The organism is Streptomyces sp. NPDC127092 (genome assembly GCF_042722475.1).
GTDB lineage: Bacteria > Actinomycetota > Actinomycetes > Streptomycetales > Streptomycetaceae > Streptomyces.
This window is the reverse complement of sequence record NZ_JBHXFE010000019.1, coordinates 69,368-87,123: the sequence shown is the minus strand read 5'-3', so window position 1 is coordinate 87,123 and position 17,756 is coordinate 69,368. Positions and strand designations below refer to the sequence as shown.

At 72.5% G+C, this 17,756-nt stretch carries 15 protein-coding genes; 7 read left to right on the top strand and 8 right to left on the bottom strand.

Translation table 11 applies throughout. The annotated features are described in order from the left end of the window. Positions 1–76: 76 nt before the first annotated feature. Together ACFWJO_RS17870 and ACFWJO_RS17865 are read left to right on the top strand one after the other, a co-directional pair. Positions 77–1,933, top strand: coding sequence for an ABC transporter ATP-binding protein (locus ACFWJO_RS17870; RefSeq protein WP_386866106.1), 1,857 nt, complete (start codon positions 77–79; stop codon positions 1,931–1,933). 165 nt (positions 1,934–2,098) lie between these two features. After that, complete coding sequence (locus tag ACFWJO_RS17865) at positions 2,099–3,283, top strand: aminotransferase class V-fold PLP-dependent enzyme (RefSeq protein WP_386866104.1); 1,185 nt, start codon at positions 2,099–2,101, stop codon at positions 3,281–3,283. Here the strand turns inward: ACFWJO_RS17865 and ACFWJO_RS17860 are convergent. The 4 genes from ACFWJO_RS17860 to ACFWJO_RS17845 form a co-directional block, all read right to left on the bottom strand. Further along, positions 3,274–3,729 carry a MaoC family dehydratase gene (locus ACFWJO_RS17860; protein WP_386866102.1) on the bottom strand — a complete coding sequence of 152 codons (456 nt, stop codon included), beginning with the start codon at positions 3,727–3,729 and terminating at the stop codon, positions 3,274–3,276. The two genes, ACFWJO_RS17865 and ACFWJO_RS17860, sit on opposite strands and share 10 nt — an antisense overlap. 127 nt (positions 3,730–3,856) lie before the next feature. Next, the gene (locus tag ACFWJO_RS17855) at positions 3,857–5,353 is read right to left on the bottom strand and encodes a long-chain fatty acid--CoA ligase (RefSeq protein WP_386866100.1); all 1,497 of its coding nucleotides are present in this window, start codon (positions 5,351–5,353) and stop codon (positions 3,857–3,859) included. A gap of 11 nt (positions 5,354–5,364) precedes the next feature. Then, complete coding sequence (locus ACFWJO_RS17850) at positions 5,365–6,252, bottom strand: amidohydrolase family protein (protein WP_386866098.1); 888 nt, start codon at positions 6,250–6,252, stop codon at positions 5,365–5,367. Beyond that, positions 6,249–7,178, bottom strand: a complete 930-nt coding sequence (locus ACFWJO_RS17845; RefSeq protein ID WP_386866095.1) for an SDR family NAD(P)-dependent oxidoreductase — start codon at positions 7,176–7,178, stop codon at positions 6,249–6,251. Before ACFWJO_RS17845 ends, ACFWJO_RS17850 begins: the two co-directional genes overlap by 4 nt. A 153-nt stretch (positions 7,179–7,331) precedes the next feature. Between ACFWJO_RS17845 and ACFWJO_RS17840 the strand changes: the two genes are divergently transcribed. Further along, positions 7,332–7,778 carry a MarR family winged helix-turn-helix transcriptional regulator gene (locus tag ACFWJO_RS17840; RefSeq protein ID WP_386866093.1) on the top strand — a complete coding sequence of 149 codons (447 nt, stop codon included), beginning with the start codon at positions 7,332–7,334 and terminating at the stop codon, positions 7,776–7,778. Positions 7,779–7,782: 4 nt separating this feature from the next. Here ACFWJO_RS17840 and ACFWJO_RS17835 read toward each other — a convergent pair whose 3' ends face one another. Both ACFWJO_RS17835 and ACFWJO_RS17830 read right to left on the bottom strand, forming a co-directional pair. Further along, positions 7,783–8,604, bottom strand: a complete 822-nt coding sequence (locus ACFWJO_RS17835; RefSeq protein ID WP_386866091.1) for an alpha/beta fold hydrolase — start codon at positions 8,602–8,604, stop codon at positions 7,783–7,785. An 80-nt stretch (positions 8,605–8,684) separates the two neighbouring features. Beyond that, positions 8,685–10,022: a hypothetical protein gene (locus ACFWJO_RS17830; protein ID WP_386866089.1), complete on the bottom strand. Its 1,338-nt coding sequence runs from the start codon at positions 10,020–10,022 to the stop codon at positions 8,685–8,687. 113 nt (positions 10,023–10,135) lie between these two features. On the opposite strand from ACFWJO_RS17830, the gene ACFWJO_RS17825 reads away from it, so the two are divergent. After that, positions 10,136–10,774, top strand: a complete 639-nt coding sequence (locus ACFWJO_RS17825; RefSeq protein ID WP_386866087.1) for a LysE family translocator — start codon at positions 10,136–10,138, stop codon at positions 10,772–10,774. A gap of 73 nt (positions 10,775–10,847) precedes the next feature. On the opposite strand, the gene ACFWJO_RS17820 is transcribed toward ACFWJO_RS17825, so the two are convergent. Together ACFWJO_RS17820 and ACFWJO_RS17815 are read right to left on the bottom strand one after the other, a co-directional pair. Beyond that, on the bottom strand, positions 10,848–13,301 hold the full coding sequence (locus ACFWJO_RS17820) for a discoidin domain-containing protein (protein WP_386866086.1): 2,454 nt from the start codon (positions 13,299–13,301) through the stop codon (positions 10,848–10,850). A gap of 205 nt (positions 13,302–13,506) precedes the next feature. Beyond that, positions 13,507–14,547, bottom strand: coding sequence for a LacI family DNA-binding transcriptional regulator (locus ACFWJO_RS17815; RefSeq protein WP_386866084.1), 1,041 nt, complete (start codon positions 14,545–14,547; stop codon positions 13,507–13,509). A 154-nt stretch (positions 14,548–14,701) separates the two neighbouring features. Here ACFWJO_RS17815 and ACFWJO_RS17810 point away from each other — a divergent pair, with 154 nt between their 5' ends. Genes ACFWJO_RS17810 through ACFWJO_RS17800 form a run of 3 tightly spaced genes read left to right on the top strand, consistent with a single transcriptional unit; the run spans position 14,702 to position 17,730 of the window. Continuing rightward, positions 14,702–15,997, top strand: coding sequence for an ABC transporter substrate-binding protein (locus ACFWJO_RS17810; protein ID WP_386866082.1), 1,296 nt, complete (start codon positions 14,702–14,704; stop codon positions 15,995–15,997). 14 nt (positions 15,998–16,011) lie between these two features. Beyond that, entirely contained in the window at positions 16,012–16,884 is an 873-nt protein-coding gene (locus ACFWJO_RS17805; RefSeq protein WP_386866080.1) for a carbohydrate ABC transporter permease, read from the top strand. A 3-nt stretch (positions 16,885–16,887) separates the two neighbouring features. Then, positions 16,888–17,730 carry a carbohydrate ABC transporter permease gene (locus ACFWJO_RS17800; RefSeq protein ID WP_386866078.1) on the top strand — a complete coding sequence of 281 codons (843 nt, stop codon included), beginning with the start codon at positions 16,888–16,890 and terminating at the stop codon, positions 17,728–17,730. Positions 17,731–17,756: the final 26 nt, after the last annotated feature.

Sequence of the window (17,756 nt, the reverse complement as noted above, 5' to 3'; positions counted from 1 at the left end):
AACGCTTGGACGGCGGACGGACCGTCACGGGACACTGCGAACCTTGTCCCTGAGGGTCCGACTAAGCAGGGTTGCAATGGATTCGCCTGAATCACTCAAACGTTCGCCGGGCCGAGGCCCGGTTCTCCTCGCACTTCGCTACTACGCGAAAGAACTGGCCCGACTCCGCCGGATGACCGTCCCCGCGCTGCTGCTCCCCGCGCTGGGCAACATCGGCATCGCCTACGTCGCGCCGCTCATCGTGGCCAAGCTCGTCGGCCGGATCGCCGGCGGCGACACCGGCGGGAGCGGCGGCACCGGTCTCGACGCGATGCTGCCGTACGTCCTCGGCTTCGCCGGCGTCCTCCTCTTCTCGGAGGCGCTGTGGCGGGTCGGACTGCACTGTCTCAACCGTCTGGACGCCCTGGGCATCGAGCAGCTGTACGTGCTCGGCATGGACGAACTTTTCGCCAAGGACGCGGCGTTCTTCCACGACAACTTCGCCGGCTCGCTGACCAAGCGCGTACTGAGCTTCGCCTCCCGCTTCGAGGAGTTCGTCGACACCCTGACGTTCAACGTCATGGGCAGCTTCGTGCCGCTGCTGTTCGCCTCGGTGGTGCTCTGGCAGTACGAGCCGCTGCTCGTCGTCGGCCTGCTCCTGATGATCGCGCTCACCGCGTTCTGCGTCGTCCCGCTGATCCGGCGCCGCCAGGCACTCGTCGCCCAGCGCGAGGAGGCCATCGCCCGCGTGTCCGGGCACGTCGCCGACAGCCTGATGAACATGGACACCGTCCGCGCCTTCGCCGCCGAGGAGCGCGAGGCGGCCGAACACCGGTCCCGCGTCGCCGAGTCGCGGCGGCTCACGCTCCGCTCCTGGGACTACGGCAACCTGCGCATCGACACGCTCGTCGCGCCGATGTCCGTGCTGACCAACGTCCTCGGCCTGGTCGTCGCCCTGCTGCTCGGCGCCGGGCAGCACGGCGTGGAGGCGGTCATCGTGGCCTTCACGTACTACTCCAACGCGACCCGGATCATGTTCGAGTTCAACCAGATCTACCGCCGGATCGAGAGCTCGATGACGGAGGCGGCGCAGTTCACCGAGCTGCTGCTCACCCCGCCGACCGTCACCGACCCGGACTGCCCGGAGCCGCTGCGCTCCCGGGCCGGACACGTGCGGTTCGAGAAGGTGACCTTCACGCACGGAGGCGCCGGGAGCGGCGCCGGGCCGCTCTTCGAGGGCCTCGACCTCGACGTGCCGGACGGCACGAAGATCGGCCTGGTCGGCCGGTCCGGCGGCGGCAAGACGACGCTCACCCGGCTCCTGCTGCGGATGACCGACGTCGACGCCGGCCGGATCCTGATCGGCGGCCAGGACATCAGCCGGATGAGCCAGTCCGATCTGCGCGGACTGATCGCGTACGTGCCGCAGGAACCGGCCATGTTCCACCGCACCCTGCGGGACAACATCGCCTTCGCCCGGCCGGACGCCACCGAGGCGGAGATCCGGCGCGCGGCGGAGGCGGCGCACGTCACGGAGTTCGCCGACGCGCTGCCCGACGGCTTCGACACGATGGTCGGCGAACGGGGCGTCAAGCTGTCCGGCGGCCAGCGCCAGCGGGTCGCGCTCGCCCGGGCGATCCTGCGCGACGCGCCGATCCTGCTGCTCGACGAGGCCACCAGCGCGCTCGACTCCGAGAGCGAGATCCTGGTCCAGGACGCGCTGTGGAAGCTGATGGAGGGCCGCACGGCCCTCGTGGTGGCGCACCGCCTGAGCACGGTCGCCGGCATGGACCGGCTGGTCGTCCTCGACCGCGGCCGGGTCGTCGAACAGGGCACCCACCAGGAACTGCTCCTCGCCGACGGCCCGTACGCGAAGCTGTGGCAGCACCAGTCGGGCGGCTTCCTCGACGACACGCCGGCCACGGCGGAAGTCAGCGGGGTGGAAACGAGCTGAACCGGGGGCGAGCGGGTCGGGGCACGAGCGGGTCGGCCCCGGCCCGTTCCTTATCCGGCGCCGTCGACGGAGGCCGGGCCGCGCGGCATACTTCGGCGGCGTAGGGAGCGGCGCCCGGGCGGGCCGGGTGTCGAAGGGGCGGGGCGAGAAGGAGACGAGCGGGTCATGGCGACAGAGCGGATGACCGCGTCCGGGGCCGCCGGTCCCGCCGCGTTTCCCGGCGGTGTGGAACTGTTCCGGCTCGATCCGGCGGTCGCCCACCTCAACCACGGTTCCTTCGGAGCCGTACCGCTCCCGGTCTCCCGGGTCCGCGAGGCCCTCGCGGCAGAGGCCGACGCCGACCCGGACGCCTTCTTCCTGGCCGTGCCCGCACGGCTCGCCGAGGCCCGGCGGCGGATCGCCGCCCACCTCGGTGCCGATCCCGAGGGCATCGCCCTCGTCAGCAACGCCACCGAGGCGGCCAACCTCGCGCTCGGCGCCCTCGACCTGGGCCCCGAGGACGAGGTCCTGGTCACCGACCACGGATACGGCACCGTCACCGGCGCCGCCGCCCGCCGCGCCCGTGTCGCCACCGTCGCCCTCGACCCGGAGCTGCCGGACGAGGCCGCGGTCGCGGCGGCGGTGCTCGCCGCGGTCACGCCCCGTACGAAGGTGGCGCTGCTCGACGCCATCAGCTCGCCCACCGCCCGCACCGTCGCCGGACCCGCGCTGCTCGCAGCACTGCGCGAACGCGGGGTCGTCACCGTGGTCGACGGCGCCCACGCGCCGGGCATGCTGGCCGAACCGCTCGCCGGAAAACCGGACTTCTGGTTCGGCAACCTGCACAAGTGGGCGTACGCGCCCGCCGGCAGCGCCGTCCTGGCCGTCGCCCCGCGCCACCGCGACCGCGTGCCGGCCCCCGTGCCGTCCTGGGAGGACGAGCACGGCTTCCCGCGCGCGGTGGAGTACCGCGCGACCACCGACTACACCGGCCTGCTCGCCGCACCCGAGGGCCTCGACCTGCTGGCCGCGCTCGGCGCCTCGAAGGTGCGGACGCACAACGCCGAACTCGTCGCGTACGGCGCCGGTCTGCTGGCGGAGCTGCCGGGCGTGACGGCCCTCCCGTACGAAGCGTCCCTGGCCATGCGCTCCCTCCGGCTGCCGCGCGGGCTCGCCCGGACCCACCCCGAGGCCGCCGCCCTCCGCGAGCACATCGCCGCCCGCCTCGGCTGCCGCGTCCTCGTCTGGCCCTGGCCCACCGGCGGCGGCATCCGCGTGAGCGCCCAGATCTACAACCGCCCGGAGGAGTACGAGCGCCTGGCGCGGGGCCTCGGGGAACTGCTGGCCCAGGGTGTGCCGCCCTACGCGTAGAACCGCGACAGGCTCCGCAGCACGCACGCCGGCTTCAGTTCGCCCTCGATCTCGATCGTGCCGTCGACCGCTGTCTGGACGCCGCCGGGGACGTCCTGGACATCCGCGAGGCGGGCCACCAGGCGCAGCCGGGAGCCCGACCTGACCGGGGAGGGGAAGCGGACCTTGTCGAGGCCGTAGTTGACCTTGGTGGTGACGCCGCGGACGTCGAGCAGTTCGGTGAAGAGCGGGATGAAGAGCGACAGCGTCAGAAAGCCGTGGGCGATGGGCGCGCCGAACGGGCCCTCCTTCGCCTTCTCCACGTCCACGTGGATCCACTGGTGGTCGCCGGTCGCGTCGGCGAAGCCGTCGATCCGGTCCTGGGTGACGTCGATCCAGTCGCTGGTGCCGAGCTCGCTGCCGGCGAGCTGCTTCAGGGCGTCGATGCCGTCGACGGTGAGGGTCATGGGAAACCGTTCCTTTCGGAAGTCGGAGGAGTCGGAGAAGTCAGAGGAGTCGGAGGAGTCGGAGGAGTCGGAGAAGTCAGAGGAGTCGGAGGAGTCAGGGGAATCAGAGGAGTCGGAGGATCGCGCGTCAGCCGCTGCCGTAGCGGGCGCGCAGGGAGTGTTTGAGGAGCTTTCCGGACGCCGTGCGCGGCAGCGCGTCGACCAGGAGCAGGGTCCTGGGGATCTTGTACCTGGCGAGCCGTCCGGTCAGGGACGCGAGCACGGCCGCCGGGTCGGGCGCGGTGCCCGCGCGGGCGACGACGATCGCGCGGGCCGTCTCGCCCCACTTCTCGTCCGGCACGCCGATCACCGCGCACTCGGCGACGTCGGGGTGGGCCAGCAGCGCGTCCTCGACCTCGGCCGGGTAGATGTTCTCCCCGCCCGAGATGATCACGTCCTTGAACCGGTCGACGATCGTGACGTAGCCGTCGGCGTCGACCCGCGCCGCGTCGCCGCTGCGGAACCACCCGTCGGTGAAGGCCGCCGCGGTCTCCTCCGGCCGGCCCCAGTAGCCGGCCATGACGTGGGGGCCGCGGATCAGCACCTCGCCCGTCTCGCCGGCCGTCACCGGCGTGAGGTCGGGCCGCACCACCCGTACGTCCGTGAAGAAGTGCGGCACCCCGGCCGAACCGGCCTTCGCGACCGCGTGTTCCGCGTCCAGGAACAGCGCCCCGGGCGAGGCCTCGGTCATCCCGTAGCCCTGGAGGAAGGCGAGCCCCCGCTCCTGGTACGCGGCGATGAGCGAGGCCGGCACGGGCGCGCCGCCGCAGGTGAGCAGCCGCAGGCTGGACAGGTCGGCCGTGGCCCAGCGCGGATGCCGGGCGATCTGGTCGAACATCGTCGGCACCCCGAACATGAAGGTGACGCCGTGCCGTTCGACGAGGTCGAGGGTGCCGCCCGGGTCGAAGGACTCGGTGAGGACGCAGGTGCCGCCCTTGAGGAGCACCGGCAGCGTCAGCATGTTGAGCCCCGCGGTGTGGAACAGCGGCGCGGACACGAGGGCGGTCTCGTCGGCGAGCAGATCGTGGTCGACGAGGACGTTGACCGCGTTCCAGACGAGGTTGCCGTGGGTGAGCATCGCGCCCTTGGGACGCCCGGTCGTGCCCGAGGTGTACATGATGATGCCGACGTCGTCGGGCGACACCGGCTCGTCGACCGGCTCCGCGGAGCCCGCGGCGAGCAGCTCCTCGTACGTGGCGCCGCCCGCCTCGACGACGGTCCGCACCCCGGTCACCGTCTCCGCCGTCGTGGCGTGGGCGGGGGAGTGGAGCAGGACGCTCGCGCCCGAGTCCTCCAGCTGGTAGGCGATCTCGGGCGCCGCGAGCCGGGTGTTGAGCGGCACGAAGACCGCGCCGAGCAGCCCGGCGGCGAACAGGGTCTCCAGGAAGGCCGGATGGTTGGGGCCCAGATAGGCGATCCGGTCGCCGCGCCGGACGCCGGCCGCGCGCAGGGCGTGCGCGAGCCGGGTGGTGCGCTCGTGCAGCGCGCCGTAGGTGACCGTGGTGGAGCCGTGGATCAGAGCGGTGCGGTGCGGGGTCTTGCGGGCCCGGCGTGCGGGCCACGACCCCAGTCCCTCGTTGCGCATCACGGGCCCTTTCAGGCGGAGGGTTCGGTCAGTCCGAGCAGCCGGGCGGCGTTCTCCTTGAGGATCTTCGGGCGCACCTCGTCCTTGACCGGCAGCTTCGCGAAGTCGGCCAGCCAGCGGTCCGGGCTGAGCACCGGGTAGTCGGAGCCGAAGAGCACCTTGTCCTTGAGCAGGGTGTTGGCGTACTGGACGAGCTGCGGCGGGAAGTACTTCGGCGACCACCCGGAGAGGTCGATGTGCACGCCCGGCTTGTGGGTGGCGACGGCCAGCGCCTCGTCCTGCCACGGGAAGGAGGGGTGCGCCAGGATGATCTTCAGGTGCGGGAAGTCGGCGGCGACGTCGTCCACGTGCAGCGGGTTGGAGTACTTGAGGCGGATCCCGCCCCCGCCCGGCACGCCCGCGCCGATGCCGGTCTGCCCGGTGTGGAAGAGGGCGATGGCGCCGGTCTCCTCGATGACCTCGTACAGGCCGTACGCGAGGCGGTCGTCGGGGAAGAAGCCCTGGATGCTGGGGTGGAACTTGAAGCCCTTCACCCCGTACTCCTCGACCAGGCGCCGGGCCTGCCGCACTCCCGCCCGGCCGCGGAACGGGTCGACGGAGGCGAAGGGGACGAGGACGTCCGGGTGGGCGGCGGCGGTCTCGGCTATCTCCTCGTTGGGGATCGGTGCGGTGCCGGTGGCGTGCTCGGCGTCCACCGTGAACACCACCGCGGCCATGCGCCGCTGCCGGTAGTAGGCGGCCATCTCTTCCAGGGTGGGCCTGCGTTCGCCCTCGACCTTGAAGTACGCGCCGGAGGCGGCGTGCAGGTCGTCGGAGAGCGAGGCGTGGCCCTTGGCGGAGACCTCGCAGTGGGTGTGGACGTCGATCGCCTCGAGGGCGGCGACGTCGAGGCCGGTCACCGGGTCTCCGGGAGCTTCGGCGCGGGGATGCCGACGGTCTGCGGTTCGCGGCCCACCGAGGTGTGCCAGGCGGCGGCGATCGTGTCCGGCGTCCAGCCGCCGTCGGCGTAGGCGGTCGCCACCTCCTGCGGGTGGGACCACAGGGCGAGCCGGTCGCCGCCGATGCCGACGCACTGCCCGGTGATCCCGCGGGCGGCGTCGGAGGCGAGGAAGGGCACGAGGGCCGCGCAGTCCTCGGCGGTGCCGAAGCCCTCGCCCTTGCGCAGGGCGTCGGGCAGCGGCTCGCCGCGGCGCATCGCCTCGACGTACGGGGCGAAGACGGGGATCGTCCCGGTCATGGCGGTGGCGGCGACGGGCACGATCGCGTTGACGGTGATGCCGGCCCTGGCGAGCTCCATCGACCAGGTGCGGGCCATGGCGGCGATGCCGGCCTTGGCCGCGGCGTAGTTGGTCTGGCCGAAGTTGCCGCGCTGGCCGGCGGGGGAGCCGACGAGGATCAGCCGCCCGCCGTCACCCTGCTCGCGCATGCGGACGGCGGCGGCACGGGCGCAGGTGAAGGTGCCCTTGAGGTGGGTGGTGACGACGGCGTCGAAGTCCTCGTCGGTCATCTTCCACAGCACACGGTCGCGCAGGATGCCCGCGTTGGTGACGAGCACGTCGATGCGGCCGAAGGCCGAGACGGCCCGGGCGACGAGCCGGTCGGCGGCCTCGGCCGTGCCGACGGCGACGGCTTCGGCCACGGCCCGGCCGCCGGCCTCGACGATGGTGTCGGCGGCCTTCCGCGCGGTGTCCTCGTCGAGGTCGTTGACGACGACCGCGGCGCCCGCGGCGGCGAGCGCGGAGGCGTAGGCGAGGCCGAGGCCCCGGCCGGAGCCGGTGACGACGGCGACCTTCCCGGTGAGGTCGACGCTGGCGTTGTGCGGCATGGAGGTCCCTTCGGGAGGCGGGAGGGAACGGCAGGCGCGGCGGACGGGAGAGCTCGCGCTCGATCGGCGTCGGTCCGCTGAAAGGAAGCTAGGACCAATCATTGTTGACGTCAATGGTTGTCGTCGGCACCGACCTTCGGGCATGCTGGTGCCATGGACGACAGGGACCACCCATGGATGCTCGGACTGCACGCCGACGCCGGCTATCTCCTCTACCGGCTCGGCCTGCGCTCCGGGCAGCTCTTCAACTCCGCGCTCCAGGAGTCGGGCCTACGGCTGCGCCACTACGCCGTACTCCGCTACCTCGCGACCGTCGACGGCGCTCTCCAGCGTGAGCTGAGCACCCGGCTCGGCTACGACCCGAGCGCCATCGTCGGCCTCGTCGACGACCTGGAGCGGCTCGGACTCGTCGAACGCCGGCCCGCGCCCGGCGACCGGCGCAGCCGGATCGTCGTCCTCACCGACGCCGGCCGCGACTTCCTCAAGGACAGCGACCGCAGCAGCCGCCGCGTCACCGACAGCCTCCTGGCACCCCTGTCCGACGAGGAGCGGGCCGTGCTGCACGGGCTGCTGCGCAGGATCGCCGAACCGGGAGACTGACGTCCTACGACCGGGCGTTGCCGGCGAGGAACGAGGTCACCACGGCCGTGAACTCCTCGGGGTGCGTCACGTGCGCCATGTGGCCCGCGCCCTCGAACACATGCGTACGGGCCCCGGGCAGCGCCCCGGCGACCCGGTCGAGGGCCGCGCCGAACAGCGCCGGACTCTCCGAACCGCCGGTCAGCAGCGCGGGCACGCCGCAGCCCCGCAGGGCGGCCAGGTCGAGCGCCGCCCATTCCGGGTCGCTCTGCTCGTCCAGGAACGTGGGCGCGTGCGTGACGAACATGTCCCGCTGCTCCTGCGGGAGCTCCTCCCACGCCCCCGGCCCCGCGGCCACCTGCTCCACGAACGAGCGGGCCCCGGCCAGGTCGTCGCCCTCCCGCACCAGGTCCGCCGCGTGCCCGAGCCGCTGCCGGGTCACCGCGACCTCCTCGCGGACGGCCGGCACGTCGGCCGCCAGGTCGAGCAGCGGCGGCTCGTGGACCACGAGCCCCAGGAACAGCTCCGGCCGCCGGGCGGCCAGCCTCAGTGCGATGGACGCGCCGAGGGAGTGGCCGACCACGTACGCGGGGGCGAAACCGACCGTCTCCATCAGGGCGGCCAGGTCCTCCTCGTCCTCACGGAGCGAACCCTGCCCCTCGGGCCGGTCGCTCTCGCCGTGCCCGCGCCGGTCGTAGACCAGCACCCGGTGGCGCAGGGCGAGGCCGTGGACGACGAGGTCCCAGTTGTGGTGGTCGAACCACGAGCCGTGCACGAGGACCAGCGGGTCCCCGTCACCACCGGCCTCGCAGAACAGCCCGACACCGTTGACCTCGACCCTCGTCATGCGCGCTCCCTGCCCGTGTCCCGCGGTGACCGGCGGACGAAGGAGCCGGAAACCGCCGTCCATTCTCGGGACCCGTCCGCTCAGGTGTGGGAGAACACGCAGGCCATGCGGGTGTCGGGATTGCTGCTCATGCCGACGATCGCCCCGCCGTCCGCCCGGTTGGCCCGGGCGTGCGCGCCCGCGTAGCCGTGCGAGGTGAGGAAGACGCCCAGCGCCGCGATCCACTCGTCCGCCGTGCCCGACGCGGGGTCGTGCACCGGCTCGGAACGGGGCACCACCCGCTCCTGGACCAGATAGCCGCGCCCGGCGGCCCTGTCCAGCGCCTCACGCCACTCCGCGTCGGTGCACTCCCAGCCGACGAAGGTGTCCAGGCCGCCGTGCCCGCCGCCCGGCTTGAGGATCAGCTGCTCCCTGCGCTCCCTGCACTCGTCGAGGAGACCCGCGCCGGCCGCGCCGCCGAGCGGGCGGCTCCACGGCAGCACCCGGTCGACCAGGGCCCGCTCGGCGGCGTCGAAGGCGCCCGCCCAGCGCGGGTCGGAGAGCAGACCGAGGGCGTTCTTGTGGGCGTACAGACCGCTCTCCAGCGAGGTGAACAGCACGGTCCGGCCCGCCTCGTGGGCCCGGAACAGCTCCTCGGCGACCTCGGGACCCGCCGGGTCGTCGAGCAGCTGGCTCGCACCGAAGTTCCGCAGCACCAGGTCCAGCGGAGCGCCGTCCAGCGTCAGCTTGCCGTCCACCCGGGTGCGCAGCTGCCCGACCTCGCCGATCCGCAGGTCGAGGCCCTGCGCCGCCATTGCCTCCTGGAAGGCCCGCATCAGCCTCCCGTACGGGCCGACGGCGCCGTTGCCCTCGACGAGACCGATCACCGGCTCCCGCCCGCCGCCCGGGAGCGCGGGACGGGCCCGCTCCCGCAGGTCCTGGGCGAGCAGCGCCGCCGTGTCGACGTACGCCAGGCCGTGCGCGGCGGCGAAGTCCGCGAACTCCCCGACTCCGAGCAGTGCCTCGTTGCACACCGCCATGTCCAGGCCGCCGACCTCGCTGCCGAGGTTGAACTCCAGGAGCCGGTAGCCGCGGCCGTCGTGGTACGCGTCGGCGCGTCCCAGCTTCGCCGGGCGCCCGTCGGCGGACCGCCGCAGCAGGGCCGCGTGACGCGGCGTGATCCCGAGCTCCGCCGCGTACCGCGCGTGGTCGCCGCCGAAGAGCCGCTCCGGCAGCGAGACGAGCAGCTCGAACAGGTCCTCCAGGTCCCGCGCGAAGGCCCGTATCTCCTCGGCCCGCACGAACCAGGGCCGCGGCAGCAGATGGCGCCGCCACGCCGTGTCGAAGGCCGGCGGCAGCCCGGCGCGCGCGACCGCGTCCCGCAGCCCCTCGTTCCCGTTCAGGCACTCGTCCACATAGTCGCGGCTCAGCATCCTCATGCGCCCCAGTCGACCATGGACGGCGGCCCGCGCGACAGGCCGCGTGACGCGGTCATCCCGTCCCTGGCCGAACCGCACCGCGGCGGATCCGGCGCGGATGGCACACTCGCCGCATGGTGTACGAACTCCTCGCCGCCGCAGGCGTGCTCGCCCTGCTCACGATGGTGCCCGGACCGGACATGGCGGTCGTGACCCGGCGGGCCGTCGCCGCCGGCCGGGGCGACGGGCTGCGGACGGTGGCCGGCATCACCACCGGCCTGCTGGTCTGGGGCGTGCTGTCCGTGGCCGGTCTCGCGGCCGTCCTGGCCGCGTCCGCCACCGCGTACACCGTGGTGAAGCTGGCGGGCGCGGCCTACCTCGTGTTCCTCGGCGCGCAGGCGCTGCTCGCCGCCCGCCGCGGCCGGGGCCGTACGGACGACGCGGCGACGCCCTCCGCGCAGCTGCCGCCGCCGGCCGGGAACCCCTGGCGCACCGGGCTCGTGAGCAACGTCCTCAACCCGAAGATCGCCGTCTTCTACACCGGTCTGCTGCCGTCCCTCGCGCCGCACGGCCTCGCCCCGCACACCGGCATGGCGCTGCTCGTGCTGATCCACGCGGCGCTCACCGTCGGCTGGCTCGGCGCGTACGTGCTGCTGCTCACCAAGGCCCGGGCGTTCTTCGCCCGGACCTCGGTGCGCCGGGCCATGGAGCGGATCACCGGCGTCGTGCTCATCGGCTTCGGCGTGAAGGTCGCCACGGCCTCGCAGGCCTGAAGGGCCGCCGTACCCGTCCTGAGGGCGGCCGTCGCGGTCCTGGCGGCGGCCGCCCGCGCCCCCGGGTCAGGTGCTACGAGCCCCAGGCCTCGAACTCGTAGATGCGGGCGGCCGGGTCCGTCGTCTGCGTGGGTCTGGTGACGGTCAGGCGGACGTGGCGGGCGGTGACGGAGACGGGGTGGGTCGTGGTCGCCGCCGTGTTGCCGGTGACGGTCACGGCCGTGGTCCACGCGGCGGTGGTGCTGTCGCGCACCTCGATCCGGAAGTCCCGGGTGTTCCAGTCGGCGCTCTCGCCGCCGGCCGCCGCGTGCTTCACCACGAAGCGGTCGAGCGCACGCGGTGAACCCAGGTCCACCTCCAGCCACTTGGCGGTCGTGGTGGTGCACCACTTGTCGCCGGTGCCGCCGGACACGCTGCCGTTGACCGCCTTGGCCGGGGTCTCGGCGCCGTTGCACTGGCCTGACGCCGTCGCGGGACGGTTCAGGGCCAGATTGGTGCCGGCCGTCGCCGACCAGGTGACCGTGGTGCTCGCGGCGGGCGAGCGGCCGAACTCCGTGGACACCGCCTCCACGTCGAGCGTCGTCGACGCCTCCGTACCGGCGCGCTCCAGCTTCGGCACGAAGTAGCTGTCGTTCGGCGTCGCGCCCAGGAAGGTGCGGCCACCGTCCGGGTCGCGGCGGTACACCTCGTAGTGGTGCACGTCCCCGGCCGACGACGCCGTCCAGGCGAGCCGCAGCGACTTCGTGGCGGCGCCGGTGTCCGTGCTGCCGAGGACGGTCGGCGCCGTCGGCGCCGAAGGGGCGTCCACCGTCCCGTCGTACAGGGCGAGCTGCCCCACCTTGATGTCGTAGGAGGCGGTGGTGCCGGTGGTCTGGAGACCGATCTGCGCGACCGTCTTCCCGGCGTACGCGGACAGGTCGAGCGTCCTGCGCTCCCAGCCCGTCGTCGTGGTGGAGCCGAGGTCGAGCGTGGTGAAGGTGGTGGGGGAGTCGGTGAACGACACCGCGGCCTTCAGCCGCGTCGGTCCGGCGGCCGGGGTCTTCACCACGACCGAGAGCTTCGTGTCGGCGGCGACCGGAAGTCGCGACTGGTAGAGCCGTACGGTGTTCACCGCGTCCAGGACGCCGGTCAGGCGCAGCGCGGAACCGCCCTCGTAGGCGTCGGTGAAGTCGATCGACGGCTTCAGCTTCGTCCCGCCGGACCGCACCAGCCAGCGGTAGGTCGGCGGCACGTCCTGGAGGGAGAGGTTGTTCCAGCCGGACGACGAGACGCGCACGCCGCCCGAGTGGTAGAAGTCGCCCTGTCCCGCGTCGAAGGAGGTCACGAAGGGCTTGGCGGTGACGGGCGACGACTCCGCGACGTAGGTCGCGAGCCCCTTCCAGGAGGACGTGGTCGTGGTGTCGGACGGGTCGCCGTTGGCGCCGTCCCAGAACCGCGCCTCACGGGCGTACGAATCGGCCCGGTCCGTCGAGGAGTTGTGCGTCCACTCGGGGCGGTAGAGGCCCAGCGAGGTGGTGTGCGGCCGGCCGTCCGGGAAGACCGCGCTCCACGGGACGCCCGTGTTGTAGCCGTTCGCCTCCGTGTCCACGCCCGCGAACAGCTCGTACTCGCTGCGGCCGAGGCTCCGGGCGAGGGTCCGCGAGGAGTCCAGCGCGGAGGCGCCCCAGCCGAAGTCGAGGAACATCGAGTCGCTCGTGCGCTGCGAACCCTCCTGGAGGAAGGCGTCGTTGGCGCTGGTGAGGGCGTCCTGCCAGCTGACCGAGCCGGACTCCGTCATCGCGTCGTACCACATGAACTCGACCGGGCCGAGCGAGCGGGCGTAGCGCATGGCGTTGCGCATCTCGGTGGCGAGGGCCGTGTCGCCGCCGGCCGTCTCCTGGTTGACGAACCAGCCGTCGAAGCCGTAGTGCCGGGCGACCTGGGCGAGCTTCTCGGCGACGGGATAGCGGGTGCCGGACTTCTGGACGAAGTCGCGCACCCACTGGATCTGGCCGCCGTAGGCGGTGGGCGGGAAGAACACCGTGCCGTAGACCTTCACGCCGTTGCGGTGGGCGGCGTCGATCACGGTCGGGTTCGGCGCGAGGATCAGCCCCTCGCCGGCCGAACCGCCCCAGAACACCAGCTTGTCGACGTACTGCCAGTGCCCGAAGGCGTAGTAGCGCGGATCGGACGAGCCCTGGGAGGGGTTGTTCGAGGTGGGCGCGAAGGAGACCAGCGACACGACCTCGCCCTCGCCGGCGCGGGCGTTGGCGTTCGCCTTCAGGGCGGGGTCGGAGACGCGCGGTGCGAGCGGCACGCGCGAGCGGTTGAAGCGGGCGTCCGGGTCGGTGGCCGGGTCCCAGTCCAGGATCGTGTTCGGGTACCAGTAGGAGGCGTACGGCTGGTTGCCGGCGGCCGCGACAACGTTGTCGGGCCTCGCGGGTGACGCCGATGCCGATGCCGATGCCGACGCGCTGGGCGTGGTGGCCAGGCCGAGCGCGGCCGCGGACAGGGCCGCGGCCAGCAGGAGGTGCAGGGGTCTTCTCATCGGAGCTCCGGTCCAGCAGAGGGGGAAGGGGCTGGTGGTGCCGGTGGCGCGATGGTGCGGGGTCGAAACCTGCCGGGCGGACGTCGCGGGTCAGGCGCATGACGGCCCGTCAGGCGGATGGCGGCCCGTCAGGCGGAACGCGTCCCGACGGGCCCAGGTCCGGTGCGGAGGCTAAAGGGATTTAGCGACGACGGTCAAGAGGGCGTCACCCCTGCGGCCGGCCCTCCGCGGGGGCCGCCGTGCTCTCGCGCACCGTGAGCCGCGGCGTCGGGTTCCTGACGTCCCGCGCCGACGACGGGTCGTCGATCACCGCGAGCAGGGCCGTGGCCACCTGCTCGCCGAGGGCGAAGGTGTCCCGGGACAGCGCGGTGAGCGAGGGGTGGACGATCCGGGCGAGCGCCGAGTCGTCGAACGACACCACCGACACCTCGCCGGGCACCGCGACCCCCATCTCCGCGGCGACCCCGAGGCCCGCCACGGCCATCACGTCGCTGTCGTACACGATCGCCGTCGGCCGCCGCCGCCCCGGCCGGGCGAGCAGCGCCCGGGTCGCCGCCGCGCCCTCCGCGTCGCTGAAGTCCGTCGGCACGGAGACCGCCTCGTCGAGCCCGAGCCGGCGCGCCGCGTCCCGCACCGCCCGGATCCGGCGCTGCGTGTGCTGGAAGGCGGGCAGACCGGCGAGATGGGCGATCCGGCGGTGCCCGAGGGCCGCCAGGTACTCGACGATCGACGTCATCGCCTCGCGGTCGTCGGCCCAGACGGCGGGCAGCCGCCCGTGCCTGCCGGGCCCGCCGAGGACGACGGTCGGCACGCCGAGTTCCTCGAGGACGGGGATGCGCGGGTCGCGCACCTGGAGGTCGACCAGGACGAATCCGTCGACCCGGTGCTCGGAGGTCCACCGCCGGTAGACCTCGGTCTCCGCGGCTGTGTCCTCGACGACGAGCAGCTGGAGGGCCGTCCCGTGGGCGGAGAGCGCGGCCTGGAGTCCCGAAAGGAGCTGGCCGAAGAAGGGTTCGAGCCCGATCGTGCGGGCCGGCCGGGCGAGCACGAGACCGACTGCGCCGGCCCGCGCCCCGCCCAGGGCCCGAGCGGCGCTGTGCGGGCGCCAGTTCATCCGCTCGGCCACCCGCAGGATGCGCTCCCGTGTCGCCTCGCTGACGCCCGGACGGCCGTTGAGCGCGAAGGAGACGGCGCCCTTGGAGACGCCCGCCTCCCTGGCGATGTCGGCGATGGTCGGTCGGGCCATCGGGCGCTCCCTCGTCCTGCGCGTTTCCGCACGCTCTCTTGACACCGGAGTTTAGCCGGGAGGATAGTCCCGCATCGCTAGAGCGGTTTAGTCAAGCAAGCCGAGCAAGGTCCGCGCACTTCCCCCGCGACGATCCGAGCAAGGAGACACCCTCGTGCGACACATTCGAAGGAGCCCGTGGGCCCGGTGGACCGCCGCCGCCCTGGCCGCCGTGACCCTCGCCGGCTGCGGACTCGGCGGCGCCGAGGACTCCGGCACCCCGGGTCCGGCCGGCACGGGCGGCGAGGTCAAGGGCAAGGTCTCGCTCCAGACCTGGGCGCTCAAGCCGAAGTTCACCGCCTACATGGAGGGCGTGATCTCCGGCTTCGAGAAGAAGTACCCGGGCGTCGAGGTCGAGTGGCTCGACCAGCCGGGCGAGGGCTACTCCGAGAAGGTCCTCAGCCAGTCCGCCGGCGGCACCCTCCCCGACGTCGTCAACCTGCCGCCGGACTTCGCCCTGCCCCTGGTGAAGCAGAACCTGCTGCTCGACATCGGCAAGGCCGACTCCGCGGCCGCCGCCGACTACGTCAAGGGCGGCCTCGACGCCTACCGCTTCCCCGGCCACGACGGCACCTACGGCTACCCCTGGTACCTGAACACCGACGTCAACTACTGGAACGGCGAGCTGTTCACCAGGTTCGGCCTCGACCCGAAGAAGCCGCCGGCCACGCTCGACGAGCTGGTCAGGGCCGCCCGTACCGTCAAGGAGAAGTCCGGCGGCCAGACGTATCTGATGAGCCGCAAGCCCAACCTCATCGACCTCGCCAACGCCGGCGTCCCGATCATGTCCGCCGACGGCAAAACCTTCACCTTCAACACCCCCGAGGCCGCCGCCGTCCTCGACACCTACCGCGAGGCCTTCAAGGAGGGCCTGCTGCCCAAGGACGTGCTCACCGAGACCTACGCGGGCAACACCAAGCTGTTCAGCTCCGGCACCGCCGCCTGGACCACCGCCGGCGCCAACTACATCACCAGCCTCGCCGTCGACAACCCGACGCTGGCCCCCAAGGTGGTCTCCTCGCCGGCCATGGGCACCCCGCCGCTGTACGTCCAGGGCCTGTCCGTCCCGAAGGACACCAGGAACCCGGCCGCGGCCCTCGCCCTCGCCCGCTGGGTGACCAACGCCGAGAACCAGGCCGCCTTCGCCCGCGAGACCAGCATCTTCCCCTCCACCACCGCCTCCGCGGCCGACCCCTTCTTCAGCAGGAGCGACGGCAGCAACGCCGGCGACGCCAAGGTCACCGCCTTCCGCTCGCTCGCCTCCGCCCGCGTCCTCGAACCCGTCCAGGCCAACGAGGCGATCAAGACCCTGATCAACCAGCAGATCGCCCTCGCCGTCAGCGGCCAGACCGGCTCCAAGGAGGCCCTGGACACGGCCGTCGCCCGCGCCAACCAGCTGCTGAAGGACTGAACGGAAGGTTTCCCATGACCCACCGGCGCTGGTTCACGCCCTGGCTGCTCGCCGGTCCCGCACTGGTCTGGCTCGCCGTCTTCAACCTGTGGCCCGCGGTCAACACGGTGATCCTGTCCTTCACCAACGCCCGGCCGCTCGGCGGCGGACACTTCACCGGACTGGAGAACTACCGACGGGCCCTCGACGACGAGCAGTTGACCGACGCCCTGGTCAACAGCGTCATCTACCTCCTCGTCTGCCTGCCCCTGCTCACCCTGCTGCCGCTGCTGCTCGCGCTCCTCGTGGAGAAGAAGCTGCCCGGCATCACCTTCTTCCGCACCGCGTTCTACACCCCGGTCGTCGCCTCCGCGGTCGTCGTCGGCCTCGTCTGGGGCTGGGTGCTCGACGACCGGGGACTTCTCAACGGCATGCTCCACCAGCTCGGCCTGGCGGACCGGCCCGTCTCCTTCCTCACCGACCGCTGGCTGCTGCTCTTCAGCGCCATCGCCCTCACGGTGTGGAAGGGGCTCGGGTACTACATGGTCATCTACCTGTCCGCGCTCGGGAACGTCGGCCGCGAACTCCACGAGGCCGCGGCCGTCGACGGCGCCTCCGCCACCCGAAGGTTCTGGCACGTCGCCCTGCCCGGCGTCCGCCCCGCGATGCTGCTGATCTCGGTCCTCATCTCGGTCTCCGCACTGCGGATCTTCTCCGAGCTGTACGTCCTGTCCAACGGCACCGGCGGACCCGGCGGGCGCGACATGTCGGTGGTCATGCTCATCCAGATGTACAGCCGCGGCTTCACCGGACACATCGGCTACGCCTCCGCCCTCAGCATCCTGCTCTTCGTCCTCACCGTCGGCCCGATGCTCGTCCTGGCCCGGCTCAACCGGAAGGCGGCCTGACGCATGACCACCCCGGGCCGCGCCCCGCGCGCCACCGAGCGGGCGGTGCGCTACCTGCTGCTGCTCCTCGTCCTGCTCCTCACCATCGGCCCCTTCCTCTGGCAGCTGTCCACCTCGCTCAAGGGACCCGGCGAGGACGTGTGGTCCCGAACCCCCTCCTTCCTGCCGGACGACCCCACGCTCGCCAACTACGCGCAGGTCGCCGACACCATCCCGGTCTGGACCTACGCCGCCAACTCGCTGGTCGTCGCGGGCATCGCCGTCGCCGGCAACGTCGTCGGCGCCACCCTCGCCGGCTTCGCCCTCGCGCGCCTGCGGTTCAAGGGCGCCCGCCTGGCGTTCGGCCTCTTCGCGGCCACCCTGGTGCTGCCCGGCGAGGTCACGATCGTCTCCCAGTACGTGACCGTCCGCAGCCTCGGCCTCACCGACACCCTCCTCGGCGTCGCCCTGCCCGGCGCGATCGGCATGCTCAACGTACTGCTCATGTACACCGCCTTCCGCGCCGTGCCGCCCGAACTCGACGCCGCCGCGCTGGTCGACGGCGCGAGCGTGTGGCAGCGGCTCGTGCACGTGGGCCTGCCCAACGTCCGCGGCATGCTGAGCGTCGTGGTGATCTTCACGTTCATCGCCGCCTGGGACGACTTCCTGTGGCCGCTGATCGTCCTCAACGATCCCGGCCGCTACACCCTCACGGTCGGCCTCCAGTACCTCGACGGCACCTTCTCCGCCAATCCCCGCCTGATCGCCGCCGGCACCATGATCGCCTTCCTGCCGATCGTGGCGGTGTTCGCGGCACTCCAGCGCTTCTTCTTCAAGGGAGTCGAGGAGGGCGCGATCAAGGGCTGACCCGGCCGTCTCCCCACCCTCCATCG